Annotated in this window: 12 protein-coding genes; 11 read left to right on the plus strand and 1 reads right to left on the minus strand. The window is 75.4% G+C overall.

Annotated elements, in window-relative coordinates:
- Positions 1–575: 575 nt before the first annotated feature.
- The 3 genes from ABTY59_RS11475 (at position 576) to ABTY59_RS11485 (ending at position 2,811) form a co-directional block, all read left to right on the plus strand.
- The gene (locus ABTY59_RS11475; protein WP_352018873.1) at positions 576–1,733 is read left to right on the plus strand and encodes an AAA family ATPase; all 1,158 of its coding nucleotides are present in this window, start codon (positions 576–578) and stop codon (positions 1,731–1,733) included.
- Positions 1,730–2,122 carry a nucleotide pyrophosphohydrolase gene (locus ABTY59_RS11480; RefSeq protein ID WP_352018686.1) on the plus strand — a complete coding sequence of 131 codons (393 nt, stop codon included), beginning with the start codon at positions 1,730–1,732 and terminating at the stop codon, positions 2,120–2,122. Before ABTY59_RS11475 ends, ABTY59_RS11480 begins: the two co-directional genes overlap by 4 nt.
- Before the next feature lie 200 nt (positions 2,123–2,322).
- Positions 2,323–2,811 carry a DUF6099 family protein gene (locus ABTY59_RS11485; protein WP_352018687.1) on the plus strand — a complete coding sequence of 163 codons (489 nt, stop codon included), beginning with the start codon at positions 2,323–2,325 and terminating at the stop codon, positions 2,809–2,811.
- A 266-nt stretch (positions 2,812–3,077) separates the two neighbouring features.
- On the opposite strand, the gene ABTY59_RS11490 is transcribed toward ABTY59_RS11485, so the two are convergent.
- The gene (locus ABTY59_RS11490; protein ID WP_352018688.1) at positions 3,078–3,332 is read right to left on the minus strand and encodes a hypothetical protein; all 255 of its coding nucleotides are present in this window, start codon (positions 3,330–3,332) and stop codon (positions 3,078–3,080) included.
- Between the two features lie 244 nt (positions 3,333–3,576).
- Here ABTY59_RS11490 and ABTY59_RS11495 point away from each other — a divergent pair, with 244 nt between their 5' ends.
- From ABTY59_RS11495 to ABTY59_RS11530, 8 genes are all read left to right on the plus strand, one after another.
- Positions 3,577–4,500: an LLM class F420-dependent oxidoreductase gene (locus tag ABTY59_RS11495; protein WP_352018689.1), complete on the plus strand. Its 924-nt coding sequence runs from the start codon at positions 3,577–3,579 to the stop codon at positions 4,498–4,500.
- Positions 4,501–4,513: 13 nt separating this feature from the next.
- The gene (gene mmuM, locus ABTY59_RS11500) at positions 4,514–5,437 is read left to right on the plus strand and encodes a homocysteine S-methyltransferase (protein WP_352018690.1); all 924 of its coding nucleotides are present in this window, start codon (positions 4,514–4,516) and stop codon (positions 5,435–5,437) included.
- Positions 5,438–5,509: 72 nt separating this feature from the next.
- On the plus strand, positions 5,510–6,973 hold the full coding sequence (locus ABTY59_RS11505; protein ID WP_352018691.1) for a 3' terminal RNA ribose 2'-O-methyltransferase Hen1: 1,464 nt from the start codon (positions 5,510–5,512) through the stop codon (positions 6,971–6,973).
- Positions 6,970–9,513 (plus strand): polynucleotide kinase-phosphatase, encoded by a 2,544-nt coding sequence (locus tag ABTY59_RS11510; RefSeq protein WP_352018692.1) that lies wholly within the window; start codon positions 6,970–6,972, stop codon positions 9,511–9,513. Before ABTY59_RS11505 ends, ABTY59_RS11510 begins: the two co-directional genes overlap by 4 nt.
- Positions 9,514–10,352: 839 nt before the next feature.
- A complete protein-coding gene (locus ABTY59_RS11515) occupies positions 10,353–11,078 on the plus strand; it encodes a Crp/Fnr family transcriptional regulator (RefSeq protein WP_352018693.1) in 726 nt (241 codons plus the stop codon).
- Between the two features lie 78 nt (positions 11,079–11,156).
- Positions 11,157–11,990, plus strand: a complete 834-nt coding sequence (locus ABTY59_RS11520) for a nucleotidyl cyclase domain-containing protein (RefSeq protein WP_352018694.1) — start codon at positions 11,157–11,159, stop codon at positions 11,988–11,990.
- The gene (locus ABTY59_RS11525) at positions 11,987–14,437 is read left to right on the plus strand and encodes a hypothetical protein (RefSeq protein WP_352018695.1); all 2,451 of its coding nucleotides are present in this window, start codon (positions 11,987–11,989) and stop codon (positions 14,435–14,437) included. Before ABTY59_RS11520 ends, ABTY59_RS11525 begins: the two co-directional genes overlap by 4 nt.
- Positions 14,434–16,029: a hypothetical protein gene (locus tag ABTY59_RS11530; RefSeq protein WP_352018696.1), complete on the plus strand. Its 1,596-nt coding sequence runs from the start codon at positions 14,434–14,436 to the stop codon at positions 16,027–16,029. Before ABTY59_RS11525 ends, ABTY59_RS11530 begins: the two co-directional genes overlap by 4 nt.
- Positions 16,030–16,096 lie beyond the last annotated feature (67 nt).

Genomic DNA, 16,096 nt, shown 5'->3' on the forward strand with positions numbered 1-16,096 from the left:
AAGCCGTTGGGTCTGCTCCTGTTCCTGTCGACGCATCTCCTGCCGGTTCGGCTCCGGGGGGTGCGCCTTCGGGTGGTGCGCCTTTGGGTGGTTCGCCTACGGGTGGTGCGCCTTCGGCCGGTTCGCCTTCGAGGGGTGCGCTTTCGGGTGGTGCGCCTTCGGGTGGTTCGCCCGTGGCCGGTTCCCCGTCGGCCGGTTCCTCCGGCGGGGCCGCCGTCTCGGCTGCGTCGCCTACTTCCGTCGGTCGCGCATCCGGGCCTGCCAGGGGTTCCGGGCGCTCCGGGCCTGCCGGGCCTTCCGAGCTGGCGGGTACTGGGGCTTCCGGGCCTGCCGGGCCTTCCGAGCTGGCGGGTACTGGGGCTTCCGGGCCTGCCGGGTCTTCCGAGCTGGCGGGTACTGGGGCTTCCGGGCCTGCCGGGTCTTCCGGGCTGGCGGCTTCCGGGGCTTCCGGGCTGGCGGGAACCCGGGCTTCCGGGGCTTCCGGTTCGCGAGCATCCCGGCCGCGTGTCCCCGGGGCCCGAGTCTCCGTCCCCGGGGCCCGTGTCTCCGTCCCCGAGGCGCGGGGCCCGGTCGCCCTGGAGCGCGGCGGCGGGGCCGGGGGCGGGCCCCGCATCGCCCGGCCCGCCGTCACCGAGCTGCGGCTGTCCGCGTTCGCCGGCCACCGTTCCGCCGTGCACGCGCTCGGGCCGGTCACCCTCTTCGCCGGCCCCAGCGGCAGCGGCAAATCCACCACCCTGCGGGCGTACGAAGCCCTGGCCCGGCTCGGGGCGGGCGACGCGCTCGACGAGGTGTTCCCCGACGCCGCGGACTGCGTCCCCGAACGCGCACGGCCCGACGCCCAGGGCAGGCGGGGCTTCCGGATCGGGTGCACGGTCGACGGGCCCGAGGGCCCCGTGCACCTGGACCTCGCCGTCCAGGCCGAACCCCGGCTCCGGATCGTCGGCGAGCGGCTCACCGGCCGGGGCGGCCGCACCCTCCTCGCCACCGCACTGCGCGACCCGGGCCGGAACGCCGTCCAGGCCGAGTGGCACACGGCGGGCGCCACCCCCGTGACCCGTGCCCCGCTCCCCGACGACCTGCTCGGCACGGCTCTGCTGCCGCTGCGGGTCGCGGGCAAGACGCGGGGGCAGCTGGAGGTCCTGGCCGCCGCCGAACAGGTGGTCATCGGGCTGAGGTCCGCCTTCGCCTGTGATCCGAGGCCCGAGCGGATGCGGGCTCCCGTGCCGCCGGGCGAGGGGCGGCTCCGGCGCGGCTGCGGAAACCTCGCCGAGGTCCTGCACCGCACTCACACGGACTGCCCCCGCCGTCACCACCGCCTCGCGGCGGTCGCCGGAGCGGGCTGTACGGGACCGGTCACGGGCCTCGGCGTGCAGGAGCTCCCGGAGGGAACCGTCCGGGCGGTCCTGGAACGCGGCGGCCTGCCGGCGACCCCGCTCGGACGTCTCGGGGACGGCGAACTCCGCTACCTGGCCCTCGCGCTCACGCTGCTCACGGGTCCCGGCGTCCTGGAGATGGACCGGATCGCCGAGGTGCCGGACGCCCTGCAGAGCCTGACCCTGCTCGCCGACGGCCTGGACCGGGGGCTGGACGGGCGTCAGCTGGGCGAACTGCTGCGGCTCGCGACGGACATCGCCGCTGACGGGCACATCCGGGTGGCCGGCACGGTCGGGGAACGGGCGGTGGGGGAGGCGCGCCGGACGCCCGGGGTGACGGTGGTAGACCTGGGCGGGTGACGAACGACGACAACGATGTGGCGGGGTTGCAGCGCAGGCTGGCGGAGTTCGCGGCGGCCCGCGACTGGCAGCCCTTCCACACGCCCAAGAACCTGGCGGCGGCCCTCAGTGTGGAGGCGGCCGAACTCCTGGAGATCTTCCAGTGGTTGACGCCGGAGCAGGCGGAGCGGGTGATGGACGACCCGGAGGCGGCGCACCGGGTCGCCGACGAGGTGGCGGACGTGCTCGCCTACCTCCTCCAGTTCTGCCAGGTGCTCGGGGTGGATCCGCTGGAGGCGCTCGCGGCCAAGATCGACCGGAACGAGGTCCGGTTCCCCGCGCGGAGGCGGGGTGGAGTCGCGGACCGGTCGGGGGCGGGGCCCCGGAAGGATCCACGGACGGGTCCGTGAACGGGTCCGCGAATGGGTCCGCGAACGGGTCCGCGAACGGGTCCCCGGGCGAAGATCGTCACTCTTCGGAGTGATCGACTTTTCCCCGTCCGGCTTCCTGTCCACAGATTTCCGAATTCCTCTGGTGTCGGGGCTCAGGCGGCCTCACTCTGGGTAGTGGAGTGAGTGGGCAGTAAGTCGTACGAACGGGGGCGGTGTTGATGGAGGCGGAGCGACTGATCACGCTCGGTCGGCAGGCGCTGGCGGAGAGCGGGACGGCGCAGGACATCGTGGCGGAGGCCTGGCAGGCGCAGGCGCTCGCCCAGGCGATAGGGAGTCACCTCGCGCTCTGTGGACCGATGGAGCTGCGGGGGGAGGCGCGGGGGCTGAGTGAGATCGGCGAGTACCCGACCTGGGGGGCCGGCGGGCCGCGTGCGGCCCAGCTGACCGAAGTGACGTACCCCTGGGGAGCGTTGACGGCGCTCGGGGAGCTGTTGGGGGAGGTGGGGATCGCGCTCGTCGGGGTGGCCTGCGCGACGGACGAGGAGGGGCTGTACTGGCAGTGCATCGAGGCCATCGACGCCGCCGACGAGTCGAGCGACCGGGTGCGCGGGATGCTGCGGCGCCTCGCGGTGCGTGACGGGGAGCGCGCCCGCCCGCCCGACCCCGCCCGAGGCCGAGCAGGCCCGGACCGAAGCCCGTCGTGGTAGGCACGCCCGTCCTGACGCCGACGGCGCCACCTGGGGCCCTGCCCGCTGGGCTTGCGGCGCGGGCGACGACCTCGATGCCCGGGACGTCGGCTGCCGGGGCTGCGTCGCCGACGCCACTCGTGCCGAGGGCCACGCTCGCCGGGCCCGTGGCGTCGGTGGTCCCGGTGGCCCCGGTGGCCCCGGTGGCCCCGGTGGTCGGGGTGGGGGCGGTGCTGAGGGGGGCCCTGGCGCTCGGGGGCGTGGGGCCCTGGGCTTCGGCGGTGGTGTCAGTGGTGGTCGGGGTTCTGGTGGGGGGAGTGGTCCTGCTCCCGGTGGGGCTCCGGCTGCTGGTCCGGGGTGAGGCGGTCCGAGGTGGACTGGAGGTCGGCGTCCAGCTGGGAGAGGTCGGCGGAGAGCGCCGCCATCAGCTCCTCCATCTGCTGGAGCAGGCCCTTGGGGGCGCCGGCGCCCTGCTGCTCGGGAAGCGGCTGCGACACCGCCTGCTCGGGCACGGCCCGCTCCGGCGCGGCTTCCTGGGACATGGCGGCCTCCTCGGCCCGGGCCCCGCCGCCGAGGACGGGGCCGTGAGAGAGACGCACCGGCAGCGGCCGCCGGCACGCGGGCCGGGCGGTCCGGCTCCGCCCGAGCCAACGACGGTGCCGGGCCCCGGTCACTGGCCAGGGCGGACGCGCCCCGCCAGGGGGCCGGATATTCACCCGACCGAGCCGGTGCGGACGGGGAGCTGACGACGACGTTGACACGCACCCGTGGGTGCAGGATGGAGGTATGGATCTCCGCATCTTCACCGAACCCCAGCAGGGGGCCGACTACGACACCCTCCTCACGGTGGCCCGGGCCACCGAGGAGCTCGGATTCGACGCCTTCTTCCGCTCGGACCACTACCTCAGCATGGGGTCCGCCGACGGGCTCCCCGGGCCGACGGACGCCTGGATCACCCTGGCCGGTCTGGCCCGGGAGACGAAGCGGATCCGGCTCGGCACGCTGATGACGGCCGGGACGTTCCGGCTCCCCGGCGTCCTCGCCATCCAGGTGGCCCAGGTGGACCGGATGTCCGGCGGGCGGGTCGAACTGGGTCTGGGCGCGGGGTGGTTCGAGCAGGAGCACCAGGCTTACGGCATCCCCTTCCCGAAGGAGAGGTTCGGCCGCCTGGAGGAGCAGTTGGCGATCGTGACCGGACTGTGGGAGACGGAGGTCGGGAAGACCTTCAGTCATCACGGGGAGTATTACCGGCTCACCGACTCGCCCGCGCTGCCGAAGCCGGCCCAGTCCCGGGTCCCGGTGCTCGTCGGCGGGCACGGCGCGAGCCGCACGCCGCGCCTCGCCGCGCGGTACGCGGACGAGTTCAACATCCCGTTCGCGTCCGTCGAGGACAGCGAGCGGCAGTTCGGGCGGGTCCGGGCCGCGGCCGAGGCGGCCGGGCGGCCGGCCGGTGACCTGGTGTACTCGAACGCGCTGGTGGTCTGCGTCGGCAAGGACGACGCCGAGGTGGCCCGGCGGGCCGCCGCCATCGGCCGGGACGTCGACGAGCTCAAGGCGAACGGGCTCGCGGGCTCGCCCGCCGAGGTCGTCGACAAGATCGGGCGGTACGCGGAGATCGGCTCCTCCCGGGTCTACCTCCAGGTCCTGGACCTGGAGGACCTCGACCACCTGGAGCTGATCTCCGCGCGGGTCCAGTCGCAGCTGGCATGAGCGGGGTGGCGCGATGAGACCGGACCGTACGCTCGCCGAAGCCCTCGGCGAGGGGGTGCTCGTCCTCGACGGCGGGCTGTCCAACCAGCTGGAGGCGCAGGGCTGCGACCTCTCGGACGCGCTCTGGTCGGCGCGGCTCCTCGCCGACGGGCCCGAGCAGATCGAGGCGGCCCACGCGGCGTACGTGCGGGCCGGGGCGCGGGTGCTGATCACCTCCAGCTACCAGGCCACGTTCGAGGGCTTCGCCCGTCGGGGCGCGGGCCCGGAGGCGGCGGCGGGGCTGCTCGCGCGGAGCGTGGAGCTGGCGAGGACGGCGGCGGGGGCCGTCGGGGAGGAGGTGTGGGTCGCCGCGTCCGTCGGGCCGTACGGGGCGATGCTCGCGGACGGCAGTGAGTACCGGGGACGGTACGGGCTGAGCGTGGGGGCGCTGGAGGGCTTCCACCGGCCCCGGATCGAGGTGCTCGCGCAGGCCGCGCCGGACGTCCTGGCCCTGGAGACGGTGCCGGACGCGGAGGAGGCCGAGGCGCTGCTGCGGGCGGCCGACGGGTGCGGGGTGCCGGTGTGGCTCTCGTACACGGTCGAGGGCGGCCGGACCCGGGCCGGGCAGGACCTGGCGGAGGCCTTCGCGGTCGCCGCGGGGAACGAGCAGGTCGTGGCGGTCGGGGTGAACTGCTGCGACCCCGCCGAGGCGGCGGACGCGGTGGAGCTCGCCGTGGCCGTGACCGGGAAGCCGGCCGTCGTCTACCCCAACAGCGGGGAGCGGTGGGACGCCCGGGCGCGGGGCTGGAGCGGGGACATGGCCTTCGACCCGGCGTGGGCGGTCGGCTGGGCGGAGAAGGGCGCCCGGCTGGTCGGCGGCTGCTGCCGGGTCGGTCCGGCCACCATCGGCGCGCTCGCCGGCGCCCTGGCGGCGGAGGGCGGTGACCGTACCGGCTGAGGTCGCGCCCCAGGGCCCGGTCGGGCGGAAAATGCCTGGTGAGGAGGGGAGGGGCGAACCATACTCGAAGGTGTGTTCCTGACGATCAGTACGACCGGCAATCCGGAGCGACCCGCGACCGATCTCGGCTTCCTGCTGCACAAGCATCCCGAGCGGGCGCAGGCGTTCTCGACCTCGCACGGCACGGCGCACGTCCTCTATCCCGAGGCGAGCGCCGAGCGGTGCACCGCGGCACTCCTCCTGGAGGTGGACCCCGTGGCGCTGGTGCGCCGCGGCAAGGGCAAGGGACGGGGCGGCGCCCCCGACTCGGCGCTCGCGCAGTACGTGAACGACCGTCCCTACGCGGCGTCCTCGCTGCTCGCGGTCGCGCTCGCGAAGGTCTTCAAGACCGCGCTGCACGGCGAGTGCAAGGCGATGCCCGAGCGGGCGGCGGCGCCGCTGCCGCTGCGCGTCGAGGTCCCCGCGCTCCCCGCCCGGGGCGGCGCGGAGCTGGTGCGGGCGCTGTTCGGGCCGCTGGGCTGGTCCACGGTCGATGCCGAACCGGTGGTGCTCGACCGGGAGTTCCCGGAGTGGGGCGACTCGCGGTACGTGCGGCTGGTGCTGGAGGGCGAGCTGCGGCTCGCGGACGCCCTCAACCACCTGTACGTCCTGCTGCCCGTCCTCGACGACGCCAAGCACTACTGGGTGGCCCCCGACGAGGTCGACAAGCTGCTGCGGGCCGGGGACGGCTGGCTGGCCGGCCACCCCGAGCGGAAGCTGATCACCGCCCGCTACCTCTCGCGCCGCTGGGGTCTCGCCCGTGAGGCGACGGAGCGGCTCGAACTGGTCCGGCTCGCCGAGGCCGAGGGCCTGGACGTCGAGGACGTCGACAACGCCGTCGACGAGACGACCGACACGGAGGAGCGTCCGGTGCCGCTCGCCGAGCGGCGGCGGGAGGCGATCCTCGGCGCCCTCACGGCGGCGGGCGCGAGCCGGGTGCTCGACCTGGGCTGCGGTCAGGGGCAGTTGGTGCAGGCCCTGCTCAAGGACCCGCGCTTCACGGAGATCGTCGGGGTCGACGTGTCCGCGCGGGCCCTGGGCATCGCCGCGCGCCGGCTGCGGCTGGACCGGATGGGGGAGCGGCAGGCCGCCCGGGTGAAGCTGACGCAGGGCTCCCTCGCGTACACCGACAAGAGGCTGGCCGGCTACGACGCGGCCGTGCTCAGCGAGGTGATCGAGCACCTGGACCTGCCGAGGCTGCCGGCCCTGGAGTACGCGGTGTTCGGCTCGGCCCGGCCTCGTACGGTCGTCGTGACCACGCCGAACGTCGAGTACAACGTGCGCTGGGAGTCGCTCCCCGCGGGGCACGTCCGGCACGGCGACCACCGTTTCGAATGGACGCGTGAGGAGTTCCGGGAGTGGGCGGCCGGGGTCGCCGCGCAGTACGGGTACGAGGCCGGGTTCGTCCCCGTGGGCCCGGACGACCCGGAGGTCGGGCCGCCGACCCAGATGGCCGTCTTCAGCCGTACCGACACCGAGAAGGAGGGACCGCGATGACCACCGAGACCGAGACCCGTACCCTGCCCGTCACCGACCTGTCCCTCGTGGTGCTCGTCGGCGCCACCGGCTCCGGCAAGTCCACCTTCGCGCGGCGCCACTTCAAGGCGACCGAGGTCATCTCCTCCGACTTCTGCCGGGGGCTCGTCGCCGACGACGAGAACGACCAGTCGGCGAGCCGGGACGCGTTCGACGTCCTCCACTACATCGCGGGCAAGCGCCTCGCGGCGGGCCGGCTGACCGTCGTCGACGCCACCAACGTGCAGCAGGAGGCCCGGCGCCAGCTCGTGCAGCTGGCCAGGACCCATGACGTGCTGCCGATCGCCATCGTCCTCGATCTGCCCGAGGAGGTCTGCCGCACCAGGAACGCCGCTCGCCCCGACCGGGCCGACATGCCCGCGCACGTCATCCAGCGCCACCGGCGCGAGCTGCGCCGTTCGCTGCGCGGTCTGGAGCGCGAGGGCTTCCGCAAGGTGCACGTGCTGCGGTCCGTGGAGGAGGTCGAGGCCGCCGAGGTCGTCCTGGAGCGCCGCTTCAACGACCTGAGGCACCTCACCGGGCCGTTCGACGTCATCGGAGACGTCCACGGCTGCCGTTCCGAGCTGGAGAGCCTGCTCGCGAAGCTCGGCTACGTCGACGGCCACCACCCCGAGGGGCGGACGGCCGTCTTCGTCGGCGACCTCGTCGACCGGGGCCCGGACTCGCCGGGCGTCCTGCGCCGCGTCATGGCGATGGTCGCCGCCGGGGACGCCCTGTGCGTCCCCGGCAACCACGAGAACAAGCTCGGCCGCTGGCTCAAGGGCCGGAAGGTGCAGGAGACCCACGGCCTGGCCGAGACCATCGAGCAGCTGGGGCGCGAGAGCGAGGAGTTCCGGGCGGAGGTCGGGCGGTTCATCGAGGGGCTCGTCAGCCACTACGTGCTCGACGGCGGGAACCTGGTCGTCTGCCACGCCGGTCTGCCGGAGAAGTACCACGGCAGGACGTCCGGGCGGGTGCGGTCGCACGCGCTGTACGGGGACACCACGGGCGAGACCGACGAGTTCGGGCTGCCGGTGCGCTACCCGTGGGCGGAGGACTACCGGGGCCGGGCCACCGTCGTGTACGGGCACACGCCCGTCCCGAACACCTCCTGGATCAACAACACCCTGTGCCTCGACACCGGGGCCGTGTTCGGCGGGAAGATGACCGCGCTGCGCTGGCCGGAGCGTGAACTCGTCGACGTACCGGCGGAGCGCGTCTGGTACGAGCCGGCGCGGCCGCTCGCCACCGAGGCGCCCGGCGGGCACCAGGGACGCCCCCTGGACCTTGCCGACGTGCACGGACGGCGGATCGTGGAGACCCGCCACCTGGGGAACGTCGCCGTGCGCGAGGAGAACGCCGCGGCGGCCCTGGAGGTCATGAGCCGGTTCGCGGTCGACCCGCGGCTGCTCGCGTACCTGCCGCCGACCATGGCGCCCACGGCCACCTCGAAGGAGGAGGGCTACCTGGAGCACCCGGCCGAGGCCTTCGCCCAGTACCGGGCGGACGGCGTCGAGCGGGTCGTGTGCGAGGAGAAGCACATGGGCTCCCGGGCCGTGGCCCTGGTCTGCCGGGACGCCGGCGCGGCACACGGGCGCTTCGGCGTCACGGGGGTGACCGGCGCCCTGCACACCCGTACCGGACGGCCCTTCTTCGACGACCGGGACGTCACGGAGGAGGTCATCGGCCGGCTGCGGACCGCGATCGGCGCCGCCGGGCTGTGGGACGAGCTGGACACGGACTGGCTGCTGCTCGACGGTGAGCTGATGCCGTGGTCGCTCAAGTCGGCCGGGCTGCTCCGCGCGCAGTACGCGGCGGTCGGCGCGGCCTCCGGCGCCGTCCTGCCCGGGGCGATCGACGCCCTGGAGCGGGCCGTGGGACGGGGGGTCGACGGCGTCGACGGGCTGCTCGCCCGGCAGCGCGAGCGGGCGGTGGACGCGGAGGCGTTCACCGAGGCCTACCGCCGGTACTGCTGGCCGACCGAGGGCCTGGAGGGCGTGCGGTTCGCGCCCTTCCAGCTGCTCGGGGCACACGGCCGCTCGCTCGCGGACGTGCCGCACGACGTGCAGCTGTCCTGGCTCGACCGGCTCGTCGAGCACGACCCGACCGGGCTGCTCCAGGTCACCCGCCGGCTCGTCGTCGACACCGGCGACGAGGCCTCGGTCCGCGCGGGCACCGACTGGTGGCTGGAGCTGACCGGGGCGGGCGGCGAGGGCATGGTCGTCAAGCCGCTGGCCGCGCTCGTCCGCGACGCCAAGGGGCGGCTCGGGCAGCCGGGCGTCAAGGTGCGCGGCCGGGAGTACCTGCGGATCATCTACGGCCCCGAGTACACCCGTCCGGAGAACCTGGAGCGGCTGCGGCAGCGCTTCCTCGGACACAAGCGGTCGCTCGCGCTGCGCGAGTACGCGCTGGGCCTGGAGGCGCTCGACCGGCTCGCCGCGGGCGAACCGCTCTGGCGGGTCCACGAGGCCGTCTTCGCGGTCCTGGCCCTGGAGTCGGAACCGGTCGACCCGAGACTCTGAGGCGCGAGGCGGCGCCCGGAGGGACCCGGGGCCGGCACCGGCCTCAGGCCGGGCGCGGAGGACGGCCGCAGCACGCCGGGCGCGCGCGGCGTGTACGCCGGGCGCCGGGCCCGCCGGGTCGGCGCCTGGCCGCCGGGCGTCCGGCTCGCGCCTCGGCTCGGCTGCCAGGTGTCGGCCCGCCCGCTCGGCCTTGGCCGAGCGAGTGGCGGGCTGCCCGCTGGGCCCCCGGCGGCGGACGTCGGCCCCGCTCGCCCCGCCTCGGCCCCGGCCCCGCCCTCGGCCCCGGCCCCGCCCTCGGCCCCGCCCTCGGCCCCGGCCCCGCCCTCGGCCCCGGCCCCGCCCTCGGCTTCGGCCCCGCCCTCGGCCTCGGCCCCGGCCCCGGCCTCGGCCCCGGCCCCGGCCCCGGCCCCGCCCTCGGCCCCGGCTTCGGCCCCGGCCTCGGCCCCGGCCCCGGCCCCGGCTTCGGCCCCGGCCCCGGCCTCGGCGGCGGGCGCCGGGCCCGCCGGGTCGGCGTCTGGGGCGTCCGGGGCGCGGCCACCGGCTCGAAGCGGGGATTCCGGGAGGCGTTCGCGAAGGCTTCACGAAGGCTTCGCGGACACTCCCGGGCTGCTCCCACGGGGGCGCAGAGGTGCCGACGGTGGCGCTCCCCTGCGCCCCCCGTGCTCGTTGACGCGTTTCTTCCGCACCCTCTAGCGTTCTTCACCCCATGACGTGACGCAGCGTCAATAGTGTGGCGCAGTAGGCCACATGAGGTGGGAAAACACACGCGAAAGCGCCGGTCGGCCGCCGGCGGACGGTCTTCCCCGGAGGGCCCGCGGACGGTACGGGGGTGAGCGGCGGTGAGTCTCTTCGGTCAGGACCGTTCCTTCCTCCACGCCCTCCCCGCGGCCGACCGGCGGTCGCTGCTCGCCGAAGGCGCCCGGCGCGTCTACGAACCCGGGGAGGTGATGATCCGCGAACGCGACACCAGCGCCTACGTCCTCGCGCTGCTCTCCGGCTGGTCCGTCGTCTCCGTCGGCACCGAGCGCGGATCCCGGCTCATCCTCGCCCTGCGCGGCGCGGGCGAGGTCGTCGGCGACCTCGCCGCCGTCGACCGGGGCCCGCGCAGCGCCACCGTCACCGCCCTCGGCACGGTCGAGGCGGTGGCCGTCTCCGGCGACCGCTTCCGACGCTTTCTCGCCGCCCGCCCGCACGCCACCGCGCTGATCATGCGCCAGCTCGCCACCCGGCTGCGCAGCGCCGACGTCGAACGCCGCGCGCTCGCCTCCGAGACCGTCCTCCAGCGCCTCGCCGCCCGCCTGGTCGAGCTGGCCGAGCGCGCCGGACGCCGGGCCGACGGCGGCACCGTACTGGACCTTCCGCTGCCCCAGCACGATCTGGCGGCGGCCATCGGAGCGACTCGGGAGGCGGTGGCCAAAGCACTGCGCCTGCTCCGCGAGCAGGACGTGGTGCGCACCGCGAACCGCACGGTCGTCGTCCTCGACATGCCGGTCCTGGTGCTGCTCGCGCAGGGGCGCGCGCGCCCCGGCGGAAACCCGGCGGACGAATCTCCGCCGGGTGTGTAAACGGCTACATCGCCGGCCGCGCCGCGCGGCCAGTCTGGAACGCGCACCACCACGGCACCACACACAGGGAGTCCGAGAGTGAGCAGTGCGGGAGTGAACGGGGTAGCGGGCGGGATCCACCGGTTCGTCGTCTTCGGCGACATCTGCGGCTCCGGGACCCTGGACATGGCCGAGAAGGAACTGCACCGGGCCGCGATGTACGCCGCCTTCGACGAGGCGTACGGCTCCGTCGGCGTCGAGCCCGGCACCTACCACCAGGAGGACCGGGGGGACGGCATCCTCGCCGCCCTGCGCCCCGACGTGCCGCCGATCCTCATGGTCGGACGGTGGATCGACACGCTCTACGAGAGCCTGCGCGCGCACAACAGGGGCCGCAGCCCCCGCCTGCGGCTCAGGATCGGCATGAACGCGGGGCTCGTCGCCCAGGACGCGCACGGGCTCGTCGGGCGGGCGGTGGACCTCGCCGCCCGGCTCTGCGACAGCGCGCCGGCCAAACGGATCATGGCGGAGAGCCAGGAGGTCGACCTCCTGGTCGTCGTCTCCGACTGGCTGTACGGGAACGTGGTCGCCGAGGGCGGGCGGTACGTCGAGCCGACCCACTACCGGCCGGCCCGCGTCCGGTCCAAGGAGACCGACGAGACGGCGTGGTTCCACGTGCCGCGCAGCTCCGCCCCGCCGCTGACGGGCGCGGAGGCGGAACGGGCGGCGTCCGAGGGGGAGCGGGCGCCGACGGGGGGTTCACGGACCGGCGTTGGGCCGTCGCGGGGGGACGGCCCAACGCCCCGGACCGGGGGCGGGAACCGTACGTACCAGGTCGAGGGAGACCTGCTCGACGTCCACGGCAACACGTTCCACGGGGACTTCACGGGCATCCGCAAGGGGCCGGGCGCGGGGGCGGGTGAACCGCGGTGAGCGACGACGACGCCTCGGGCTCCGGCCACGACACCCCCGACTCCGGTCCCGACCGGGACGACGCGCACGACCGCGGCGGAGACCGGAGCGACCGCGGCGGTGACCGGGGTGACCGCAGTGACCGCAGTGACCGGGGCGGCCGGAGCGGCGATCGCGGCGACCGGGACCGCGACCGTGAGCGCGGCGACCGCGACCGCGACCGCGGCCGGGACCGAGACGGCGACCGCGTCGGGGAGCAGTCGCGCGAGCCGAGCGTCTTCGCCACCGCCGACCGGGGACCCCTCGGCGGCGAGAGCGACACCGGCGGCGCCGCCACCGCGCTCCGCGCCGTCCGCACCTGGGCGGGCGCCGCCGCCGACCGCCTGACGACCATCCACGGCGACGGGACCGTCTTCGAGGGCAACCAGATCTTCGCCCTCTACGGCTCCGACCGCTCCCTCTTCGTCCAGGGCCCCGTCCCGCCCGAGACCCTCGACCACCTCGGCCGGGTGTACTGCGCGACCGCCGGCTACGCCCGGATGCGGGACCGCCTCCGCGACCACCGGGTCCTCGTCCTGTGCGGCGAACCCGGCAGCGGACGCAAGGCCACCGCGCTCGCCCTCCTCGACGAGCTCACCGGCGGCAAGGTGTTCCGCCTCGACCCCCGGCACGGCGTCGACGAGATCACCGAGGACGTCCTCCAGGAGAGCGGCGGCCACCTCCTGGAGCTGCTCACCGAGGACGTCCGCACCGAGAGCGAGCCGCGTCCCGCACGCTCCGGCCGCGGCGAGCACACCACCGGCGCCCGGCGCCCCGCCACCCGCCTCTCCGAGCTGCACCTCGACCGCTTCGGCGAACTGCTGCGCGGCCGGGAGGCCTACGGGGTCGTCCTCGTCGAGAACGGGGAGCTCGCCGACCGGCTGCTGCGCGGACGGTACGGGATGTACTGCCCGCCCCCGCCCGCCGACGAGGTCCTCCACCGCCACCTGTGGCACCTGCTGCGCACCGAGCCCGACGAGGCGCTCGGCGCCGCACGCGCGCGTGCCCGGCGCCCGGACGTCCTGAGGGCCCTCGGCCTGGAGGAACTGCGGCCGCGCGAGGCCGCCCGGCTCGCCGACCACCTCGCCCGGCACTGGCGGGGCGAGATGACCGACGAGGAACTCCTCGCGGAATGCGCCAGCTTCGTCCGCTCCCAGGCCCGCGAGTGGTTCGCGGGCGCCGACCGGCCCGGCGCGCTCCCGGAGGCGCTGCCCGCCCTGAGCGCCGGCGCGTTCCGCGTCGCCGTCGCCGTCTTCGACGGCTCCGCCTACAGCCTGGCCGCCGAGGCCGCCGAGCTCCTCGCCTGGGAACTCGCCGTCACCCTCGACCCCGAACACGCCCCCGGACGGCGCCTGTTCGGGACGCACGCCGAGCACCGCCCCGTACAGGCCAGGGCGGTCCTGGAGGACGGCGAGCTGGACCTGGGGCCCGCCAAGGTGCCGGTGCGGGCCGTCCGCTTCCAGGGCGAGGCGCTCGCCGGCGCCGTCCTCGGCGAGATCTGGCACGGCTACCACAACGCCCGCGGTCCGGTGGCCCGGTGGCTGCGCGCCCTGTGCGACGACGCCCGGCCCGAGGTGTGGGTGCGGGCCTCCGTCGCCGCCGGAGTGCTCTGCTCCTGGGACTGGATCCACGGCTTCCGCGAGCTGGTGGTGCCGCTGGCCGTGACGGACGAGCCGAGGGCGCGGATGGCCGCCGCCACGGCGCTCGCCGAGGCCGCCCGCGACCCGCGCGTCCGGCCCGCGGTCGCCGCCGTGCTCAAGGACTGGGCCGGTTCCGGTGAGGACACGCTCCTCAGGACGGCGCTGCTCGCCCACGGCTACGTCCTGGCCGCCGGACACGTCCCCGGCTCCCTCGACGCCCTCGCCCGGGTCGTCCGGAACCGCGAGCCGAGCGACGTCGACGTGCTCGTGCCCGCCTCCTTCAGCGTGGCCCGGCTGCTCGCCTCCGGCGAACCGGAGCCCGTCCTGCACCGGCTCCACCAGTGGCTCGACGACGGCCGCCTCAACCTCGCCAACCTGGTCCACCTCGCCGTCATCCGGACCCTGAGCACCCGGACCACCCACCTGTGGGGACTGCGCGAGGTGCCCGAACTCGACGCGCACGCGGCCCGCCCCCTGCTCGTCGCGCTGCTCGCCACCCGGCCCGGCCTCGCCCCCGAACTCGCGCGGCTGCTCCGGCACACGCTCGCCACGGCCCGCTCCGGAGAGGCGGCCCTCGAAGCACTCGGCGGCATGCTCCGGCGCGCCGCGAAGGACCCCGGGGCGCTCGGTCACGTCCGCGCGTTCCTGCCGCGCCTCGCGGTGGACCGCCGCGACCGTGACCGGCTCAGGGGACTGCTGAACGAACTGGTCCGGGACCGTGACCGGCCCCTGGACAGGAGCGCGGCGCGCCGGATGTGGGACGCCGTGACGGAAGGAGCGAACCGATGACCGGGCCCGAGCAGAACAGGAACGCGCGGCCGGACGAGCGGGACCGGGACGAGCGCCGCCGGTACGACGGACGGGAGCGGCCGCGGTACCAGGGACGCGACGGGCGCGAGCGGTACGACGGACAGGACCGGCGCGAGCGGCAGCCGTACGAGGAGCGGTACGAACGGCAGCCGTACGAGGGGCAGAACGGCGGACAGCACCCCGGCGGCCGCGAACCGGACGAGGACCCGGACCTCGACCTCGACCGCGCGGAGGACGCGGAGGCCGACCAGGTGCGCGGCCGGGCACGACCGCACGGGGCGGCCACCGGGGGCCCCGCGGCCTCCGGGCGGCCGCGCGGCCCCCTCATCGCCGAGTACGCGCCCCCGTACCGCCGCCGCAGCGGCCGGGTCGCCGCCGTCCTCCTCTACCGCAACGGCGGGCACCGGGTGATCTGGCCGGACCGCACGGAGGACGTCAACAAACCCCTGTTCGGCTCCCCGTACACCGTCTTCGAGGTCCAGCTGGGCCGCAACGTCACCGAGTTCCGGCTCCAGCTGCCGGCCGCCGGCGACGGCGTCTTCTTCGACGCCGTCGCCAAGGTCCAGTGGGTCGTCACCGATCCGCACCTCGTCGTCCAGGAGCAGGTCGAGGACGTCGCCGAGCTGCTCCACGACGAACTGCTCGACGGCCTGCGCAGGCTCTCCCGGCGCTTCCGGATCACCGACGCGCACCGCGCCGACGAGGCCGTCCGCGAGGAACTCGCCGCCGGACGCCTCAGCTTCGGCCGTGACATCGGGCTGCGCACCCGGGTCCTCGTCTTCATCGACCTCGACGACTCCGTCAAGGCCGAGGTCTCCCGCCGGGACATCGTCGACGTCACCATGGCCGCCGACGAGCGCGAGGCGCAGGCGGCGCGGCGCAGGGAGGCGGCGCAACGCGCCCTGGTCGCCGAGCGCGCCCGCGAACTGGAGGACCTCTTCCGGCGCGGCGACCTCGCGCAGATCGCCCACCACATGGCGATGCACCCCGACAAGCAGTGGGAGATCCGCACCCAGCTCCAGCAGGAGCGGCGCGAGGGCCAGGACGACTACCTGCGCGTCTTCAGCCGGCTCCTGGACACGGGCGTCCTGGAACGGCACGACATCGGCGAGCAGATGTACCAGGTGCTCATGTACCTGCGGTCCCAGACCGGCAGCGTCCTCGGCGGCATCACCGACCGGGTCCTCAACCCCTCGGGCGACTCCCCGAGGCGGCGGCGCGCCCTGGAGGAGGCCGCGCCGGAGCCGAGCGACCCCGACTGGGACGAGGAGGAGCCGGAGGCACCGGAATCGGAGCACGGCGAGGCTCCCCGCGACCCCCGGGTCTACGAACCGACCCGGGTCGAATCGGGCTCCGAGCGGGAACGCGAACGGGAGCGGGAGCAGGGGCGGGGGCGGTCGCGGGGCCGCCACGACGAGGGGTTCGACGACGGGCGTGACCGGTACGAGCCGGACGCGTACGAGCGGAGCGACCGGTACGACCGGGACGACCCCTACGACCGGGCGGGCCGCGACCGGCCTCGTCCGCCCGCGCGGCCCAGCGCCGACTTCGACGACTGGGACGACGAATGACCACCCCGGACCCGGCCCCCGCGCCCGTACCCGACCGGACGTCACCGGACCCGGCACCCGCCCCTGT

Origin of the sequence: Streptomyces sp. NPDC096079, from assembly GCF_040303145.1 — a bacterium.
In the GTDB taxonomy this organism is placed as follows: Bacteria; Actinomycetota; Actinomycetes; order Streptomycetales; family Streptomycetaceae; genus Streptomyces.